Genomic DNA, 16921 nt, shown 5'->3' on the forward strand with positions numbered 1-16921 from the left:
CTGATGGAAAACGACGCACGCGCCCTCACAGTCAAAATGGTGGTCACCGGTCCCTTCAACGCCGGCAAGACCGAGTTCATTCAAACGGTCAGCGAGATCGATGTTGTCTCCACCGAGCGCAAGATCAGCTCCGATGCTGAGCGGGTGAAAGAGACCACAACGGTGGCGATGGATTTTGGCCGCATCACGGTGGACGACAGCCTGGTGCTGTATCTGTTCGGCACGCCAGGCCAGAAGCGTTTCGATTTCATGTGGGAGATCCTTTCGGAAGGCATGCTGGGTTTCATTGTGATGGTGGACAGCACCCGCCCGGAAACCTTTCAGGAAGCTCGCAACATCATGGAGGCCTTCCGCGCTTTCTCGCCCACCCCCTACGTGGTGGCCGCCAGCAAGCAAGACCTGCCAGACGCCTGGGAAGTAGAAGACCTGCGCGTGGCCCTGCGCCTGGACGAGGGTGTGCCGATGCTGCCCTGCATCTCCACCGATAAAGAGGCGGTCAAAACCGTGCTGCTGCAGCTGCTGGAGAACATCCTGATCGAGCTGGAACATTAAGTCTCCCTAAGCTTCAGCCTCACTAGTAATAAATTCCTAGAATAGTCGCCAATCTCAAACGTTTTGGGCAGTAAGCACATGCCCAAGATACTTGTTGTGGATGACCAGCCTGAATTGCTGGAAATGATCCGGGCCGGTCTCAGTCTTTCCGGTTACCAGGTGTGCGCTGCCTCCAGCGGGCAGGCGGCCCTGTATGCCGCCTCTCATTTTTGGCCTGACCTGGTGATCATGGATGTCAACATGCCTGGGCTGAGCGGGCCGGCCCTGTGCGCCAAGCTCAACCAGGCGGCCGGCGCCCAGATGCCCATTCTGCTGATCTCCGCTATGGCCACGGCCGAGGAACTACAAGCCACGCTGCAGGCCGGGGCGCATGAGTACCTGCGCAAGCCGTTCGAGCTTGGACAGCTGCTCCAGCGGGTAGACGCACTTCTAAGCGAAGTCTAAGACCCGCCTACGGGCAATTCCTGCCTCGCTCTGCTAGAATCCCCAAAATGCAATTATTTAGGAGTCTTATGAAAACCAAGGTCTTTGCCCTTCTGCTGGCTGTTGCGCTTGTATTGAGTGCGTGCAGCTTCCCCTCAAGCAATTCGCCAGATGCAGCGTCTTTGGTGCAAACCGCGGCCGCTTCCACTGTCAGCGCCCAGCTCACTGAGAACGCCCTGCTGGTGCCCACGGCCACGGAAACTCCGTTGCCCACGGCGACCTCTGAAGCTACCTCCACCCCGTTGGTGACCAACACGGCCGCCCCCACTGCCTCGGGCGGCACGGGTGGCACCGGCGGAGTGAACCCGGCTTGCGATGCGATGGCCTTCGTGAGCGATGTGACTGTGCCGGATGGCACCGATTTTGCGCCCGGGGCTACGTTCACCAAGACCTGGCGCATTCGCAACTCCGGCACCTGTTCATGGAGCACCTCATACTCAGTGGTGTTTAGCAGCGGCGCGGCCATGGGCGGTCCGGCTACGCAGCCGCTCACGGCCACCATCGCGCCTAACAGCACGCTGGATGTTTCCGTCAACCTGACTGCGCCCAGCGCAACCGGCACGCACACCGGCTATTGGATGCTGCGCAACGCGGCCGGCCAGACCTTCGGCAGTTTCTACGTCATCATTGATGTAGTCGGCTCCGGTGGCACAGGCGGCAGCACGGGCACCACGTTCATTGCCAGCCAGATCGGCCAGGTGAGCTCTACGGGCGCCACTAGCGGCTCCCCGTTTGCGGGCTCAAGCAGCGGCAATGGTGTGCAGGTCTTCGCGCTGTTCGATCTCTCCTCCATCCCGGCTGGGTCCACGATCACACAGGTGACCGTGGACTTCACTAAATTCGATACGATAGCCGACCCTTTTGCGGTGATGGGCTGCCTGAAAGCTATCCCGGGCAGCTACTTCCCGCTGGACGCGGGCGACTACAACGCCGCCACCTCCGGCGCGGATGTTGAGTGGTGTAGCGCCAGTGCGTTGTCAACTTCCGGCGCCAGTGAAGCGGTAAAGACGCGAGCGCAGGCTGCGCTTGGCGGCTCAAAGATGCTTGAGTACCGAATCGCTTTTTCTGGCGCACCGAGTGGCGACACGCTGGTGCGTTTCCTCAACAACGGCCTCAAGCTCATCATCACTTACACCACACCGTAGGCACACTGCGGATGAACAACAAACAAAAAGCCCTGCTCAATGAGCAGGGCTTTTTGTTTCCACTCGCCTGGCTGTTGGCAATGCATTACGAAATAAATAGACAAGCACAAAGAGAAAGGTGGATACCAATACGATCGCCGCGCCGGATGCGATGCTTAAGTAGTACGAGGTGTACAGCCCGGCCACTCCAGAGAAAGCCGCCAGGCCGGCGGCCATGACCATCATGCGCTTCAAGCGCTTGGTGAGCAGGAAAGCGGTAGCGGCCGGGGTGACCAGCATGGCGACCACGAGGGCAATGCCCACGGTCTGCAGCGAAGCCACGATGGCCAGGGCGATGAGCACATGCAGTAGCACATCCAGAGCGCGCACCGGCAAACGCAGAGTGACTGCCAGCACAGGGTCAAAAGAAACCACCAGCAGCTCTTTGTAAAAAAACGTGATTGCCAGCAGCACAACCAAGCTGACCGCCAAGACCAGCCAGATGTCGCCTGTGGTGACACCAAGGATGTTGCCGAACAACATATGGGTCAGATCCACGGCGTAGCTGCGAATACTGGAAATGATGGCAATGCCCAGCGCAAACATGCCGGCGAACACAATGCCGATGGCTGTGTCGTGGCGCAATTTTGTATTGCGGCTCAAGGCTCCCATCACCACCGAAGTGAGCACCGCGGTGCCCAAGGCCCAGAAGAAGGAGCCTGAGCGGTCGCCATTGGAAACCAAGTAGCCTACCGCCAGGCCGGGCAGGGTGGCGTGGCCGAGCGCATCACCTAAAAAGGCCATGCCGCGCAGGATCATGTAACAGCCCACCAGCGCGCACACCACGCCCACCACCACAGCGGCCAAAAAGCCGCGCTGCATGAAGGCGTAGCCCAGCGGCTCCAGCAGCCACTCAACCATGCTTGCCCTCCGCGCCATGGTGATGATGCCCGCCGCTATCGCCCACCACCAGCGGGCCCTGAGCCGTGTTCACAACCTGCAAGTGGCCGCCAAAGGCAGCGCTCAGGTTGGGCTGGGTCAACGCCTGAGCCGGGATGTCATAAGCAACACAGCGGTGATTCAGTAGCAGTATCCGGTCAAACTTTTGCGCAGCCAGCTCAAGGTCATGCGTGGCAAACAGCACTGTCACGCCCTGGCTGCGCAGATCATCCAAGATGTGCAGAATTTGCTCCTGGGAGGGCACGTCAAGGCCGGCGAAGGGTTCATCCAACAGGAGCAGGTCCGCCTCCTGCGCCAACGCCCGCGCAATGAACAGGCGTTGGCGCTGCCCGCCCGAGAGCTGGCCCACCTGGCGGTCAGCCAGGGCCAGCATGCCCACGCGCTGCAGGCTGGCGCGCACGAGTTCACGATCGGGTGCACCTGGGCGGCGTAGTAAGCCCAGCTTGCCGGCCCGCCCCATCATGGCCACGTCCCACACGCTCACCGGGAAGTTCCAGTCAAGCTGATTGGCCTGGGTCACATACGCCAGGCACAAGTGCTGGCCGGGCGCATGCCCATGCACGCGCACCTCGCCGCGGGTCGGGGCCAGCAGGCCGCTGACAAGATTGAAGAAGGTGGATTTGCCTGCGCCGTTCGGCCCGACGACTGCCACGCGCAAGCCAGGGTCAATGGAAACGCTCACGTCTTCGAGCGCCAGGTGCGCTTCAAAGCGCACGTCCACTCGCGTAAGCTCTACTGCTGGCCCATGTGCGCCATGGGTTTGCGGGGTTTGTTTGGTGGAAGTCTGCATAGACTAAATGCTGGCAGAACCGCGCCAGTTATTGAAAAGTGTTTTCAATTATATCAGAGGGGAGTTTATTGACACTGGGCGCAAAGGCCGAAGAACTGCAACCAGTGGTCATTGATCGTGTAGCCGCTCTCGCCCTCGAGACGACGGCTGAGCTCCGACAGGTCATCGCCGCGGAAGTATTCAACGCGCCCGCACTGCTGGCACAGAAGCAAGTGCTCATGGCCGTGCAGCGCGGGGATGTAGGCATGGCAGCCATCCGGCCGATGCACGCGCTGCACCAGGCCCAGCTCTTCCAGCTTCTCCAGGGTGCGGTAGACCGTCACCAGGCCCAGCTGCTTATGGACTGCCCGGCCCTGCTCGTAGATCTCGGCGGGCGAAAGCGAGGCGCCGGCTTCCGCAAGGACATCCACCACCGCCCGGCGCGAGCCGGTGATGCGGTAGCCGCGCTCAGCCAGGTGGGCCAGCCAGCCGCTGGTGCGCTCTTTGATCTCTTGTTCACTGCTGATGTGTGCTTGCGCCATCACAAATGATTATACGCTCAGGGTAGCCAAAGCGGCTGGTTGCCGTCCTGCACCAGCAGGCGGCTGGCGCCCAGGCTGCGCTCCCACAGCCACAGGCTGGGGTCGCTCTCGGCGGTGCCCAATTGCAGACGGTGATAGAGCAGCGCTTGCGAATCGCTGCGCCACTGGTGTTTGCTGTAAAGGTATCCACTTTCTTGCACAGCCACCATGGCATATGCGCCATCCGGTGGCAGCACCCACAGCTGTTCGCTGGCCAGGTTTTCCAGATCGCGCACTTTCAGCGCCACCCACTCGCCACTGGGCGAGATCACCGGCCCGCTATAGTCTGCATCGGTAGGCTGGGGGTCGAAGAACGGCAGCACATCCTGAGTAGTGAAGTTGGCCCGGTAGATCTGATTGACGGGCCTGCCCTCGATCAGCAGCGTGTCGAAGAAAAGCATGTACTCGCCGTCCGGAGACCAGCTGCCAACCACACCGGCCAGGGTGGGGATGTGCACTTCCTCGCCGGTGCGCATTTCCAGCACCACCAGCCGTCCGTTACCGCCATCAAAGTAGGCCAAACGCTGCCCGTCTGGCGACCAATGCGGGCCGAAGCCGATCTTCTGGGAATCCGCGTGCAGGCGCACGGTTGCGCCGCTCTGCGGGTCGAGCAACCAGACGCGCGGCGGGCCGTACGGCTCTGTGGGCGTCATGGGCGCAAGTACGCGGGTGTAGGCGATGCGCCCGGCACGCTCGCTTGGCCCGGTGCAGCGGTCTACGCCGCAGGCCAGCAGAATGCGGGTATCGCCGCCGTTGCGGCCCACGATCCACAGGTCAATGCCTGATTGCTCGTTCACCACCGAGAATATCAAGCTCTCGCCGTCACTGGTGACGGTGAAGTCAAACACGGCATCGCCGGGCGAAAGCTGCACGGGCTGTGCATCCAGATCCGGCATCGCCCAGAGTGTGTAACCGGATCTTGCCAATCGCAAAAAGGCCACGCCTGCCGGGCGCACCTCAAAGGAAAAACTGAGATCTTGCAGCAACTCATGCGCGATGAGCCCCTGTGCACCCTGGGCCAGCGTTACTGTATAGCGCTGGCCCACCTCCAAGGGCTGGCTGGGCATGAAGTACAACGTGTTGTCATTCCACACAAATCGCCCGTCCACCGCCGGCTCCATCCTAAAGCTCTGCTCCACGCTGGCGGTGTTCATACGCTGGCCAAACTCGATCACTATCGGAGCGGTGGCGGCAGCCAGGCTACCGGGGGCGGGCACCGTGCGCACAACGGCCAGGCTGACGCGGTCGCCGCGCCACAGCACAAAGAGCAGCGCGGCCAGCAAAGCCAGCGTCACCGCAGCAACCGTCACATCCAGCTTGCGCCAGGCGCTCATGGGAACAAGTACGGCTGGGGAGGAATATCGACTTCTTTGATACTGGCAGCCTCGATCAAAGGCATTGCCACGCCGTCCAGGTAGCTCACTTGCACAATGCCATTGACATGCACCCATTGGTTGGGTTGCCAGCGGCTGGCGTCATCACTTTGAACAATCATGCCCACCGCGAACGCATCGGCTGCACAGCAGCTCACCGCAAAGCGGCCCACTAGGAATTGCCCTTCGGGCAGACGCTGATCGCGATAGACAAAGCCGACCACATCGGCAGGCTCGCCTTCGTAGATCACCGGGTCAACCGCAAAATTGAAGGCGCGCACCCAATCCAGCACATTGCGCTGATCGGAGGGCTGCTCCAACTGGACGGCATTCTGGCCGCCCATGCTGGCCAGGGCATTGGTGGTCAGGCCGCGCGTGTCGAGGGCCGAGCTATCCAAGGGCCGAGAAGGCACAAGAAAGCCAAGCACCAGCGGTACGCATAGCACCACCAGAGGCCAGAGGCTGCGGGTGTGGGCATGGTCATGCTCGTGGTCATCTTCGTGATGATGAACATGCGCCTCGCTGCGGCGCGGCCAGGCGACAAAAGCCAGAGCCAACAGGATGGCGCCGCCCGCCAGCACCAGCCAGGTGAAGCGCGCATTGATATAGAAGTACAAGGTGCCAGACAAGCTCTTATAGAACAGGAAGGCGCCGAGGCCCAACAAGATACCGGCTTGGAGTTGTTTGTGGGCGCGTTCGCTCATGGCTAAATTCCCAGGTTCAAGTTGATGAAGACCGTGGCAAGAATGACCATCAGTGCGGGCAGGATCACCATGTAAAGCACCGTGCGGCGGCGGAAGACTTGCATATACAGCAGAATGTTCTTGATGTCCACCATTGGCCCGAACACCAAAAACGACAGGATCGAGCCTGTGGTGAACGTGCCTACGAAGGCCAGCGATACGAATGCGTCCACCGTTGAGCAGATGGACAGCAGCACAGCTAACAACATCATCACCAAAACTGAGAGCAGCGGGCCGCTGCCTAGCGCCAGCAGGGTGCCCTGCGGCACCAGCGCCTGCAGCGCCGCCGCCAGCATGGAGCCGATGATGAGGTAGCGACCCATCTCGAAGAATTCTTCGCCGGCTATCCCTAAAGCGCGGCGCACCCGGCTAGCGAGGCTGCCTTGGTGCATCGGTACCGCCAAGTCCACGCTGCCGCCGCGGATCGGCGCCAAGCTTAGACTGCGCGGGCGCAGCAGCCGCTCCGGCTGCTCCTCCACGGCGAAGATAAGACCGATGCCAACCGCGATCGCCAAACTGAGCCCGATGCGCAGCCACAACACTGGCCCCCAGCCGTAGGCTGCATATGTGCTGAGGATGACAATGGGGTTGAGCACCGGCGAAGCCATAAGGAAGGCCACGCCCATGGCAGGCGCCATGCCCTTGCGAAACAGGCGCCGCGTCAAAGGCACTACGCCACATTCGCACACCGGGAACACAAAACCCAGCAAGCCGCCCACCAGCGCGCCGAGAAAGCGATTGCGCGGCATGATGCGTTGAATAGATTCCTTCTTGAAAAAGACTTCAACAAAACCTGAAGCCAGCGTGCCTAGCAGCAGAAAAGGCGCCGCCTCAATAAAAATGCCTAGAAAGATCGTAGTAAAGGTATAGAACTGCCCTGGCAACTCAATGGCCCCGCTCATCCAGTTCTGTAGAGACAACACCAGCGCCACCCCCAGCACGGCCAAAGCTACTATGCTGAGGATATTGAAAACGTGTTTCATTGGGGAAATTCTATCGCGCCAATTGTGAGGCTCTGTCTACAAGCCCAGTTTGCGGTTGCTGCTGGCACGCGCCACGGCCAGGATCTGCTCAAAGTCATCCGCCGGCGCGGCCTGGTTCCACTTCTCCGCCCCGCACACGACGCAACGGTGCAGGATGCGGTACTGACCCCCTCGGGCCTCCACTTCCACCGGCTCCATCATGCCGCCGCAACCGGCGGCCCGGTCGCCCGGGGCAATATCCACGTGCTTGCTCCACAGACAGGCCGGGCAGTGATTGGTGTAGCCATCGCCCGTCACCGCCTGCCCGCAGCGTTCGCAAACAAAGTCTTCCACCCGGCGCACAAAGCTAACCGGCATGGCGCCCCTGCAGGCTGTCGGCCACGCCGCGGTCCAGCTTGCCCATTGGCAAGCGGCTCAGGCTGCGTGGAGCAAGCCACTTATACGGACGGTCTGTAGTTATCTCATTACTGACCAGGCCACAGTCATACACACGCAAGCGCGCCTGAAAATGGCTGTAGGTATGCTCAAGCTCAACGTGCAACCCTCCGGCGTCAACCTTGACGCTGAGTTCACGCAACAAGGCAGATCGCAACTGCGTCTTGGCGCGCCCAGCCTGCTCTACTTGCACGTTGGGGAACTCCCACATGCCGGCCAGCAAGCCGCGCGCCGGGCGTTGCAACACCAGCACCTTGCCGCCCTGCCACAGCAGGGCGGCGGCGTAATGGCGCACCGGCAGCTGCGCCCCGCGCCGCTTGACCGGGCGCAGGAGCTGCGTGCCGCGTGCATTGGCCAGGCATTGCGCCTGCAACGGGCACTCGCTGCATTTCGGGCGCGGGCTGCACAGCGTAGCGCCCAGGTCCATCATGGCCTGGTTGTACTCGGCGGCTTGCCCGGCGGGTAGGTGTTTGGCCGCCAGCGCCCAAAGGCGTTGCTGGCCCGCGGCGGTATGCACAGGCTCTTCCACATCAAACAAACGCGAAAGCACCCGCACCGCATTGCCATCCACGGCGGGCACGTCTTCACCAAAGGCCAGCGAAGCGATCGCCCCGGCGGTGTAGGCGCCGATCCCGGGCAGCTGGCGCAAGCCGGCTGCCGAGCGCGGTATGCGCCCACTGGCTTCGGCCACCAGGTGGCGGGCGGCCTTATGCAGATTGCGGGCGCGGCTGTAGTAGCCCAGCCCCTCCCAGGCGTTCAGCACCTGCTGCTCGCGGGCGGCGGCCAGCGCTTGTACGCTAGGAAACATACGCATCCAGCGCTGGTAATACGGCAGCATGGTTTCCAAGCGCGTTTGCTGGGCCATGATCTCGGCCACCCACACCGCATACGGCTCCGGCCGCTCGCGCCAAGGCAGGCTGCGCTTGCGTGCGTGATACCAGCGGAGCAATGGCTTGGCGATCTGTGATTTCACTTGCTTTAGGGGTTGTGGCCGCGCCGGCCACCGGCTTACAGCTGGAAACCGCCGCGGGCGGGTACCAACTTGTAGTCAAAATTGTCCACCAGTTCCTGCATCTGTATCCCCAGGTCCTGCCAGGCGCTGCTATCCAGCACGCGGCGGGCTGTATCCATGGTAGGGATGACCGCTTCGGCCAGCAAGCGCGGCTGCTCGCCGTACACGGTCAGCCAGGCCTCGCTCAGCGCCACACCCAGCCCTTCCAGCGCAGGCACGAACTTACGAATATGGAACTCGAAGTAATCTTCTTCACGCCCGGGCTGAATATCCCAGGTCATCAATAACTTAATGCCAGACATTACGACGCCGCTTCCAGTACAACGACTTTGGTTTCATTGGGCACGCTGGAGGAGGTGACTTTTAGTGAAGCCTCGCTCTTCTGCTTATCCAGCCCCATCTCCTGCAGAAATTGCTTGAGCGGGTTGAGCTTCAGCATGGTGCCATCCACCTTGTAATGCATCGGCACCACGATGCCGGGCTCGATCAGGGCGATCACTTCGGCCGCCTTGGCCGCCGTCAGGGCGTTGCCACCGCCCACCGGTACCAGCAGCACATCCACCGTGCCCAGACCCTCCACCTGGGCGCGGCTGGGCACGCTGCGCATATCGCCCAGGTGGCAGACGGTCACACCGTCATAGTCAAAGGTGAAGATGACGTTGGCGTCCTTGCCCTCATTGATGGCCACGCCGGTCACGAACACGCCGCCGATCTCATATTCGCCCGCGCCTTGGATCTCCCAACTGGCGCCCTTGGCGCCCTTGACGAAGTTGTGGCCGGGCGCATCGTGGCTCACGGTCACAATGTCGGCCTTGAGTTTGAGCGCCTTGAAACCGGCGCTGGTGTGATCATAGGGGTCGGTCACTACGGTGGGCATGCTGCGCTCCGTAATGCGAAAACAGGAATTTCCGTACCAGGTGATGTCCATGCATTGCTCTTTCAGGGGGATGTAGTTGTATCGCAAAAACGACACAACGAAGCGATTATAGCATTTTGGCCGCGGTATACCTGCGCATCGCGTGAGCGAGACGCAGGTATACCGCACGAGTCCGTATAATTGCTGCATGCTGCCGCCACTCGCTGCGCGCACCGCGGGCAGCGGACGCGTAGAGCAACACAAAGACCTCTGGCGCCTGAGTCTTGGCGCCGCCCACGGCAACGAATACCACCTGGCTCAACTCGACGATTACGCCGGAATACCGCGCCGGCGCTTCACCCAGCGCGCCCCGCTGCGCCTCAGCCTGCGCGCCCGCGCTTCGCAGGCACAGTTGCCGGGCACCTGGGGCTTCGGCCTGTGGAACGATCCGTTTGGTTTTGCTCTCGGCTTAGGCGGCCGCGCCCAGCTGCCGGCGCTGCCCAACGCGGCCTGGTTCATGTTCGCTTCGCCGCAAAACCATCTCAGCCTGCACAATACGCTGCCCGGCAGCGGGGCCATGGCGGCGGTACACCGCTCGCCGCGCATCCCCAGCCTGGCCCTGGCGCCTGGCCTGCTGGCGCTGCCCCTCCTGGCACTGCCGCCGGCAGCCCGCGGCTTACGCCGCCTGACCGCCGCGCTGGTGCGCCAAGAGGCGGCCGCTTTGCAGCACGATCCGCGCCAATGGCACAATTTCGAGCTGGTCTGGGAAACGAGTGGCGTAGACTTCCGCATCAATGGCGAGAGCCAGCTGCATACCCAGATTGCGCCGCAGCCTCCGCTTAGCCTCGTCATCTGGATCGACAACCAGTATGCCGCCTGGCTGCCCAGCGGGCAGATGCGCTATGGGACAGAAGAACCGCAGGCCGAGAGCTGGGTCGAGATCAGCGATTTGCAAGTACAGTAGGCTATTGTGAAACGCATTGGCATCATCCCCAAAGTCTCCGGTGTGGGCGGCATGGTTTCCTTCCAGGCCAAGCTTATACATGGTCTGGCCGCCCGCAACATTCAGCACAGTTTTGAGCTTGACGGCGCGCTGGACAGCCTGCTGGTCATCGGCGGCACGCGCCACTTTGGCGCGTTGCGCCAGGCGCGCCAGCGCAATATCCCGGTCGTGCAACGGCTGGATGGCATCAACTGGCTGCATCGCCGCATGCGCACCGGCCCGCTGCACTGGCTGCGGGCCGAGCGCGGCAACCGGGTGCTGGCCCATATTCGTGGCCGGCTGGCCACCCGGATCGTCTACCAGAGCCGCTTTGTGCAGGAGTGGTGGCAGCGCCAATATGGTGCGGGGCCAGATTTCCGCATCATTCACAATGGCGTTGACCTGGCCACGTTCACACCCCAAGGCGAAGAAGCTCCGCCAACCAGCCACTTGCGTATCCTGGTGGTGGAGGGCAGCCTGCGCGGCGGCTACGAGCTGGGTCTTGAAAGCGCCATCGGCCTGGTTCGTACACTGGAACGCGAGCACCAGCTGGACATAGAGCTGGTCGTGGCCGGCATGGTGAGCGAGGTGCAGCGCATGCGCTACGCAGGCCGCACCCAACGCCCCATCCAATGGGTTGGCGTACTGCCCAATGACAAGATCCCGGCCCTCAACCGCTCCGCTCACCTGCTGTACTCTACCGACATCAACGCCGCCTGCCCCAACTCGGTCATCGAGGCGCTGGCCTGCGGGCTGCCCGTATTGGCCTACGATACAGGCGCGCTGAGCGAGCTGGTGCCCCCCGCCGCTGGCCGCCTGGTGGCGTACGGCGGGGACCCGTGGCAGCTGGATGCGCCAGATGCTCCCGCCCTGGCCGTGGCGGCGGCAGAGATGCTCACCGCACAGGACGCCCAGCAAGCCGCCCTGCGCCTGGCCGCCCGCGCCCACGCCGAAGCCCATCTTGGCCTCGAGCAAATGGTGGATGCGTACCTCGAGGCGCTGCGTGGCTAACCCGTTGCTGGGCCTGGCGGCAGCGGCCGCCCGCCTGCTACCTGCCCCGCTCAAACGCGGGCTGTATAAGCTCGGCCCGCTGAGCCGCGGCCTGCGCGCCGCCCTCAACCGTGCCGCACCGCGCGGGTTGGCCCAGGTCACGGTTGCGGGCGGCGGGTTACTGGGCGCAAGCCTGCTACTGGATATGCAATCTGAGAAAGATTATTGGCTCGGCACCTACGAAATGGAGTTGCAGCACGCCATCCAACACTGGGTCAAGCCCGGCCAGGTGGTGTACGACCTGGGCGCCAATGTCGGCTATGTCAGCCTGCTGTTCGCCCGCGTCGTTGGCGAGCAAGGCCGCGTCTTTGCCTTTGAGCCACTGCCCGCCAACCAGCAACGTCTGCGCCAGAATTTGGAGCTCAACCGGGGCTTGAGCATACAGCTGGTTCCGGCCGCCGCGGCCGAGCGCAGCGGCCGCGGCGCATTCGCCCTGCACGGCTCCGACGACATGGGCCGCCTGCACGCCGGCGGCGCCGCGGCCAAGACGATTGAAGTTGAAACAATTGCGTTGGATGATTTCGCCACAACACATCCTGCGCCCGATCTGATCAAAATTGATATAGAAGGCGCCGAAGTGCTGGCGCTGCAAGGCATGCAAACCCTTCTGCGCAGCGCCAAGCCTGTCTTGTTCATTGAATTACACGGCTACGAAGCTGGTCGCGCCTGCTGGCAATTGCTTGAGCAAGCTGGCTATGAAATGTATTGGATGGATGCTGTATTCACTCGCATCCATGCTGCCAGCGAACTAAAAAAGAAGAGCTACATCATTGCGAGGGCGGCATGAGCCATTTTGCCGGCCGCCTCGGCATCGTGCAGCGCGTCCTGCCCAGTTACCGCGCCCCATTCTTCGACCTGCTGGCCAAAGATGCGGATGGCCTGAGCGTCTTCGCCGGGCAACCGCGCCCTGGCGAGGCTATTCGCTCGGCGATGCATCTGGATGTTGCCCATTGGGAACCTGCCTTCAATCTACACATATTCTCCGGCCCACTCTACTTGTGCTACCAGCGCGGCCTGTTGGATTGGCTGCAGCGTCTTAACCCAGACGCGCTGGTGGTCGAGGCCAACCCGCGCTACCTCAGCACACCGCAAGCCATCCGCTGGATGAAGACGCACGGCCGCCCCGTGCTTGGCTGGGGCCTCGGCGCGCCGCCCCTGCGCGGCCCGTTGGCAGGCCTGCGCACCGAGCGGCGCCTCAAATTCCTGCAACAGTTCGATGGCCTGATTGCCTACAGCCAGCGCGGCGAGGCCGAATACCGTGCCCTCGGCCTGCCTGCCGAACGCATCTTCGTCGCCCCCAACGCGGTTGCACCGCGCCCCAACGCACCGGTGCAGGCGCGCAACTTTGACGGGCCGCTGACCGTGCTGTACGTCGGACGCCTGCAAACCCGCAAGCGCCTGGATGCACTGCTGCGCGCCTGCGCCGCCCTGCCCGCCCAGCACCAGCCCAAGCTGGTGCTGGTGGGCGACGGGCCGGCCCGCGCCGAGCTGCAGCAACTGGCTCAGCGCATCTACCCCAACACCCAGTTCACTGGCCATCTGCAAGGCGAAGCACTGGAGCAGCGCTTCGCCCAGGCCCATCTCTTCGTGCTGCCCGGCACGGGAGGCCTGGCCGTGCAGCAGGCCATGGCGCATGGCCTGCCAATCATCGTCGCCGAGGGCGACGGCAGCCAGGCCGACTTAGTGGACCGCACGAACGGCTGGCTGCTGCCGCCCGGCCACGAAGCCGCGCTGCGCGCCGCCCTGGCACACGCCTTGGCCGATCCAGTTTCCCTGCAAACCAAAGGCGCAGCCTCATACCAGCGCGTGCAAGACACTTTCAATCTTGAGCGCATGGCAGCCGCCTTTATCCATGCCATTAACACGGTGAAGGGCTGATGCGTACGCCAATGCGTATCCTCTTCGTGGCCGACGGCCGTTCGCCCATCACGCAGCAATGGCTGGCTTACTTCATTGAGCAAGGCTACCAGGTACACCTGGCCAGCACTTTTGTCTGCGAAGCCCAGCCCGGGCTGGCCTCGCTGCACCATACGCCCGTAGCCTACAGCGGCGCGGGCGGCGGGCGCAAAGCGGCCCGCGGCTTGCTGCCCACCGGCCTGCGTACCGCCCTGCGCAACCTGGCCGGCCCGCTCACGCTGCCGGGCGCGGCCGCCGGGTTGCAAGCTGTCATCCGCCAGGTACAGCCACAGCTGGTGCACGCTCTACGCATCCCCTACGAGGGCATGCTGGCCGCCACTGCCATGCAAAACAGCCCGCTGCCGTTGCTGCTTTCCGTCTGGGGCAATGATTTCACACTGCACGCCCGTAGCACGCCGCTCATGGCCGCCGCTACGCGGCGCGCCCTACGGCGCGCCAGCGGCCTACTGGCCGACACCCAGCGTGACCTGCGGCTGGCTCAAGACCTGGCCCTGCCGGCCGGCGCACCCACACTGGCTGTGCCGGGCAACGGTGGAGTGCGCCGCGACCTGTTCCACCCGCCCAAACAACCCTTCGCCACGCCGCGCATCATCAACCCGCGCGGCATACGCGCCTACGTGCGCAACGATGTCTTCTTCAAGGCGCTCTCAATCGTAGTGAAAGATGTGCCTGAATTACAAGTGGACTGCCCTGCGATGGCGAACGAGCCGCAGGCCGAGGCCTGGGTGCGCCAGTATGGCCTCCAAACCCACGTGAACCTACTGCACAAGCTGACGCCCGCTGACCTGGCCGAACGATACCGCCACGCCCAGCTCATGGTCTCGCCCAGCACGCACGACGGCACGCCCAACACCCTGCTCGAAGCGATGGCCTGCGGCTTGCTGCCGGTAGCCGGCGACCTGGACTCCATTCGTGAATGGATCACGCCCAGCGAGAATGGCCTGCTGGTGAACCCCAACGATGCGGATGCGCTGGCCTCCGCCATCCTGCACGGATTGAGTGATGCGACCTTGCGAAGCAAAGCCGCATCGCTCAATAGCACGCTCATCGCTGAGCGCGCCGACTATCACACGGGCATGCGCCGCGCTGAGTCGTTCTACCAAGCCATCCTCGACCGTGACAGCGATGTATGACTACGAGCCAGTGCCGGCCGATATCCGCAAACTGATGCTGGATGAGCTGCAACACGACGCGAAGCAAAATTCGCTGTACATCAATCCACTACTGAGGCCCGAGAGCGCGGTTAGGTATCTGCCGCTACTACTGACCGCGTTGGAAACCGGCACGCCCGAAAGCTTTGCTGCAGCGCTCAGCGCGGCAGATCTGTTGCAAACGGAGCAGACCTATACCCGCCAGGGCCGCGAGGTGACGGCGAAGCTGCCCGCCAACTATGCGATGACCTTGGCGGCCGGCGAATTCAATCGCTACTACATGCGCGCCGTGTGCTGCGCCGCCATCCACCAGGCCGCCCCGGCCGTGGAGATCTACCGCGCCAAGGCGGTGGCCACGCCGCGCCAGGCGGCCGATGAGCGTATCGGCCGCCGCATTGCGCCGGATGGGCTGCTGGCCGACTTGCGCCAGACCAACTTTGAGCGCCCCAGCCAATACAGGCTGGGCGCGCCCAATTCCGGGTTGAGCCTGCGCATCCCCCACAACTAAAAAGAGGCCTTGCGGCCTCTTTTGTTTCTTACATGTGAATGGCTTGCCCTTCGGCGGCGTGGGCCACTTCCATCAGCACTTCGCTCAGGCTGGGGTGGGCGTGCACATTGCGCGCCACCTCGGCGGCGGTCAACTCGGCCATCTGGGCGATGGTCAGCTCAGGCAGCAGCTCGGTGACCTCGGGGCCGATCATGTGGGCGCCAAGGATCTCACCGTAGCGCTCATCGGTCACCAGCTTGACCCAGCCGGAGTAGTCGCCCAGGCCGAGGGCCTTGCCATTGGCCTGGAAGTTGAAGCGGCCGACCTTCACCTGGTAGCCGGCTTCCTTGGCCTGCGCTTCGGTCAGGCCGAACGAAGCCACCTGCGGGTGGCAATAGGTAGCACGCGGCATCATGCGATAGTCCAACTTCACCGTTTCCACGCCGGCAATGTTCTCGGCGCACACAATGCCCTGCGCGGAGCCTACATGGGCCAGCATAAGCTTGGCGGTCACATCGCCCACGGCCCAGATACCGGGTACGCTGGTGGCCATACGGTCATCGATCTCGATCTCGCCGCGCTGGCCCAGTTTCACGCCAACCGCTTCGAGACCCAGGTCCTTGGTGTTGGGGCGGAAGCCGATCGCCATCAGGATCTGCTCAGCCTCGATCGTCTCCTGACCGTCCTTGCCGGATACGGTGACTTTGACGCCACCCTTGCCCTTTTCCACTTTCTCAAGCTTGGTGCCGGTCTTGACTGCGACGCCGTTCTTGCCCATCTGCTTGGCCAGCTCTTTGCTGACCTCTTCGTCTTCCAGCGGGGCGATGCGGTCGAGCATCTCCACCAGGGTCACGTCCACTCCGTAGGAGCCCCACACTGTGGCAAATTCCAGGCCGATGGCGCCACCTCCCACTACGACGGCGGACTTGGGCAGGGTTTCCTGCAAAATGGCTTCCCAATAGGTGAGCACCTGCTTGCCGTCCGGCTCCACACCGGGCACATTGATGGCGCTGGCACCGGTGGCAATGATGATGTCTTTGGCCTTGTGCTGCTCGGTCTCGCCGTCCTTGCTGGTGACCGAGACGGTGTCCTTGGCGGCCAGTTTGCCCGTGCCCCAGATGACATCGATCTTGTTCTTCTTCATCAGGAACTCAACGCCCTTGACCAGGCGCTCAGACACCTGGCGGCTGCGTTTGACCGCCGCGCCGTAGTCCAGCTTGAGATTGTCAAAGCTGAAGCCAAACTCCTCGCCGCGGTGGCGCAGGGTGTGGGCGATCTCAGCATTCTTAAGCAGCGCCTTGGAAGGGATGCAGCCCACGTTGAGACACACCCCGCCGAGGAACTCGCGGTCAACGATGCCGACCTTCTTGCCCAACTGGGCAGCGCGGATAGCGGCTACATAGCCACCCGGGCCAGCGCCGATCACTAAAACGTCATAATTTGCCATGCTTTACTCCAATGCG

Annotated in this window: 20 protein-coding genes; 9 read left to right on the plus strand and 11 right to left on the minus strand. The window is 62.8% G+C overall.

Translation table 11 applies throughout. The features are described 5' to 3' along the window. The first annotated feature begins 3 nt into the window (after positions 1 to 3). The 3 genes from KIT08_04690 (at position 4) to KIT08_04700 (ending at position 2180) form a co-directional block, all read left to right on the plus strand. On the plus strand, positions 4 to 552 hold the full coding sequence (locus KIT08_04690) for an ATP/GTP-binding protein (GenBank protein UYN90535.1): 549 nt from the start codon (positions 4 to 6) through the stop codon (positions 550 to 552). 78 nt (positions 553 to 630) lie between these two features. After that, positions 631 to 996, plus strand: a complete 366-nt coding sequence (locus KIT08_04695; GenBank protein ID UYN90536.1) for a response regulator transcription factor — start codon at positions 631 to 633, stop codon at positions 994 to 996. A gap of 68 nt (positions 997 to 1064) precedes the next feature. Then, positions 1065 to 2180, plus strand: a complete 1116-nt coding sequence (locus KIT08_04700) for a hypothetical protein (protein ID UYN90537.1) — start codon at positions 1065 to 1067, stop codon at positions 2178 to 2180. A 36-nt stretch (positions 2181 to 2216) separates the two neighbouring features. Here the strand turns inward: KIT08_04700 and KIT08_04705 are convergent, their stop codons facing one another. The 10 genes from KIT08_04705 to KIT08_04750 form a co-directional block, all read right to left on the minus strand. Beyond that, complete coding sequence (locus KIT08_04705) at positions 2217 to 3080, minus strand: metal ABC transporter permease (GenBank protein UYN90538.1); 864 nt, start codon at positions 3078 to 3080, stop codon at positions 2217 to 2219. After that, positions 3073 to 3909 carry a metal ABC transporter ATP-binding protein gene (locus KIT08_04710; GenBank protein ID UYN90539.1) on the minus strand — a complete coding sequence of 279 codons (837 nt, stop codon included), beginning with the start codon at positions 3907 to 3909 and terminating at the stop codon, positions 3073 to 3075. The genes KIT08_04705 and KIT08_04710 overlap by 8 nt, the downstream gene beginning before the upstream one ends. Before the next feature lie 65 nt (positions 3910 to 3974). After that, positions 3975 to 4430, minus strand: a complete 456-nt coding sequence (locus tag KIT08_04715; GenBank protein UYN90540.1) for a transcriptional repressor — start codon at positions 4428 to 4430, stop codon at positions 3975 to 3977. Between the two features lie 17 nt (positions 4431 to 4447). Next, positions 4448 to 5803, minus strand: coding sequence for an Ig-like domain-containing protein (locus tag KIT08_04720; GenBank protein UYN90541.1), 1356 nt, complete (start codon positions 5801 to 5803; stop codon positions 4448 to 4450). Then, positions 5800 to 6546: a TIGR03943 family protein gene (locus tag KIT08_04725; protein UYN90542.1), complete on the minus strand. Its 747-nt coding sequence runs from the start codon at positions 6544 to 6546 to the stop codon at positions 5800 to 5802. The genes KIT08_04720 and KIT08_04725 overlap by 4 nt, the downstream gene beginning before the upstream one ends. A gap of 2 nt (positions 6547 to 6548) precedes the next feature. Beyond that, the gene (locus KIT08_04730) at positions 6549 to 7568 is read right to left on the minus strand and encodes a permease (protein UYN90543.1); all 1020 of its coding nucleotides are present in this window, start codon (positions 7566 to 7568) and stop codon (positions 6549 to 6551) included. A gap of 36 nt (positions 7569 to 7604) precedes the next feature. Continuing rightward, on the minus strand, positions 7605 to 7925 hold the full coding sequence (locus KIT08_04735) for an RNHCP domain-containing protein (protein UYN90544.1): 321 nt from the start codon (positions 7923 to 7925) through the stop codon (positions 7605 to 7607). Continuing rightward, entirely contained in the window at positions 7915 to 8976 is a 1062-nt protein-coding gene (gene mutY, locus KIT08_04740; protein ID UYN90545.1) for an A/G-specific adenine glycosylase, read from the minus strand. Before mutY ends, KIT08_04735 begins: the two co-directional genes overlap by 11 nt. 35 nt (positions 8977 to 9011) lie before the next feature. Further along, entirely contained in the window at positions 9012 to 9317 is a 306-nt protein-coding gene (locus KIT08_04745) for a hypothetical protein (GenBank protein UYN90546.1), read from the minus strand. Beyond that, the gene (locus tag KIT08_04750) at positions 9317 to 9988 is read right to left on the minus strand and encodes an MBL fold metallo-hydrolase (protein UYN90547.1); all 672 of its coding nucleotides are present in this window, start codon (positions 9986 to 9988) and stop codon (positions 9317 to 9319) included. Before KIT08_04750 ends, KIT08_04745 begins: the two co-directional genes overlap by 1 nt. Before the next feature lie 91 nt (positions 9989 to 10079). On the opposite strand from KIT08_04750, the gene KIT08_04755 reads away from it, so the two are divergent. Genes KIT08_04755 through KIT08_04780 form a run of 6 tightly spaced genes read left to right on the plus strand, consistent with a single transcriptional unit; the run spans position 10080 to position 15479 of the window. Continuing rightward, positions 10080 to 10835, plus strand: coding sequence for a hypothetical protein (locus KIT08_04755; protein ID UYN90548.1), 756 nt, complete (start codon positions 10080 to 10082; stop codon positions 10833 to 10835). Between the two features lie 6 nt (positions 10836 to 10841). Continuing rightward, positions 10842 to 11864, plus strand: coding sequence for a glycosyltransferase family 4 protein (locus KIT08_04760; GenBank protein ID UYN90549.1), 1023 nt, complete (start codon positions 10842 to 10844; stop codon positions 11862 to 11864). Then, positions 11857 to 12690 carry an FkbM family methyltransferase gene (locus KIT08_04765; GenBank protein UYN90550.1) on the plus strand — a complete coding sequence of 278 codons (834 nt, stop codon included), beginning with the start codon at positions 11857 to 11859 and terminating at the stop codon, positions 12688 to 12690. The genes KIT08_04760 and KIT08_04765 overlap by 8 nt, the downstream gene beginning before the upstream one ends. Beyond that, a complete protein-coding gene (locus KIT08_04770; GenBank protein UYN90551.1) occupies positions 12687 to 13781 on the plus strand; it encodes a glycosyltransferase in 1095 nt (364 codons plus the stop codon). Before KIT08_04765 ends, KIT08_04770 begins: the two co-directional genes overlap by 4 nt. Continuing rightward, positions 13781 to 14953: a glycosyltransferase family 4 protein gene (locus KIT08_04775; protein UYN90552.1), complete on the plus strand. Its 1173-nt coding sequence runs from the start codon at positions 13781 to 13783 to the stop codon at positions 14951 to 14953. Before KIT08_04770 ends, KIT08_04775 begins: the two co-directional genes overlap by 1 nt. Then, entirely contained in the window at positions 14946 to 15479 is a 534-nt protein-coding gene (locus tag KIT08_04780; protein ID UYN90553.1) for a hypothetical protein, read from the plus strand. Before KIT08_04775 ends, KIT08_04780 begins: the two co-directional genes overlap by 8 nt. A 28-nt stretch (positions 15480 to 15507) precedes the next feature. Here the strand turns inward: KIT08_04780 and lpdA are convergent, their stop codons facing one another. Beyond that, positions 15508 to 16905 carry a dihydrolipoyl dehydrogenase gene (gene lpdA, locus KIT08_04785; protein UYN90554.1) on the minus strand — a complete coding sequence of 466 codons (1398 nt, stop codon included), beginning with the start codon at positions 16903 to 16905 and terminating at the stop codon, positions 15508 to 15510. Positions 16906 to 16921: the final 16 nt, after the last annotated feature.

The sequence above is a fragment of the Anaerolineales bacterium genome, from assembly GCA_025808555.1.
GTDB lineage: Bacteria > Chloroflexota > Anaerolineae > Anaerolineales > UBA11579 > JAMCZK01.

Bases quoted from the DNA above. Each gene is read 5' to 3' on its own strand.
- KIT08_04715 (UYN90540.1), bottom strand. From the start codon at position 4,430: ATGGCGCAAGCACACATCAGCAGTGAACAAGAGATCAAAGAGCGCACC.
- KIT08_04735 (UYN90544.1), bottom strand. From the start codon at position 7,925: ATGCCGGTTAGCTTTGTGCGCCGGGTGGAAGACTTTGTTTGCGAACGC.
- KIT08_04780 (UYN90553.1), top strand. From the start codon at position 14,946: ATGTATGACTACGAGCCAGTGCCGGCCGATATCCGCAAACTGATGCTG.
- KIT08_04705 (UYN90538.1), bottom strand. From the start codon at position 3,080: ATGGTTGAGTGGCTGCTGGAGCCGCTGGGCTACGCCTTCATGCAGCGC.
- KIT08_04690 (UYN90535.1), top strand. From the start codon at position 4: ATGGAAAACGACGCACGCGCCCTCACAGTCAAAATGGTGGTCACCGGT.
- KIT08_04745 (UYN90546.1), bottom strand. From the start codon at position 9,317: ATGTCTGGCATTAAGTTATTGATGACCTGGGATATTCAGCCCGGGCGT.
- KIT08_04700 (UYN90537.1), top strand. From the start codon at position 1,065: ATGAAAACCAAGGTCTTTGCCCTTCTGCTGGCTGTTGCGCTTGTATTG.
- KIT08_04725 (UYN90542.1), bottom strand. From the start codon at position 6,546: ATGAGCGAACGCGCCCACAAACAACTCCAAGCCGGTATCTTGTTGGGC.
- lpdA (UYN90554.1), bottom strand. From the start codon at position 16,905: ATGGCAAATTATGACGTTTTAGTGATCGGCGCTGGCCCGGGTGGCTAT.
- KIT08_04770 (UYN90551.1), top strand. From the start codon at position 12,687: ATGAGCCATTTTGCCGGCCGCCTCGGCATCGTGCAGCGCGTCCTGCCC.
- KIT08_04775 (UYN90552.1), top strand. From the start codon at position 13,781: ATGCGTACGCCAATGCGTATCCTCTTCGTGGCCGACGGCCGTTCGCCC.
- KIT08_04730 (UYN90543.1), bottom strand. From the start codon at position 7,568: ATGAAACACGTTTTCAATATCCTCAGCATAGTAGCTTTGGCCGTGCTG.
- KIT08_04755 (UYN90548.1), top strand. From the start codon at position 10,080: ATGCTGCCGCCACTCGCTGCGCGCACCGCGGGCAGCGGACGCGTAGAG.
- KIT08_04695 (UYN90536.1), top strand. From the start codon at position 631: ATGCCCAAGATACTTGTTGTGGATGACCAGCCTGAATTGCTGGAAATG.
- KIT08_04720 (UYN90541.1), bottom strand. From the start codon at position 5,803: ATGAGCGCCTGGCGCAAGCTGGATGTGACGGTTGCTGCGGTGACGCTG.
- KIT08_04710 (UYN90539.1), bottom strand. From the start codon at position 3,909: ATGCAGACTTCCACCAAACAAACCCCGCAAACCCATGGCGCACATGGG.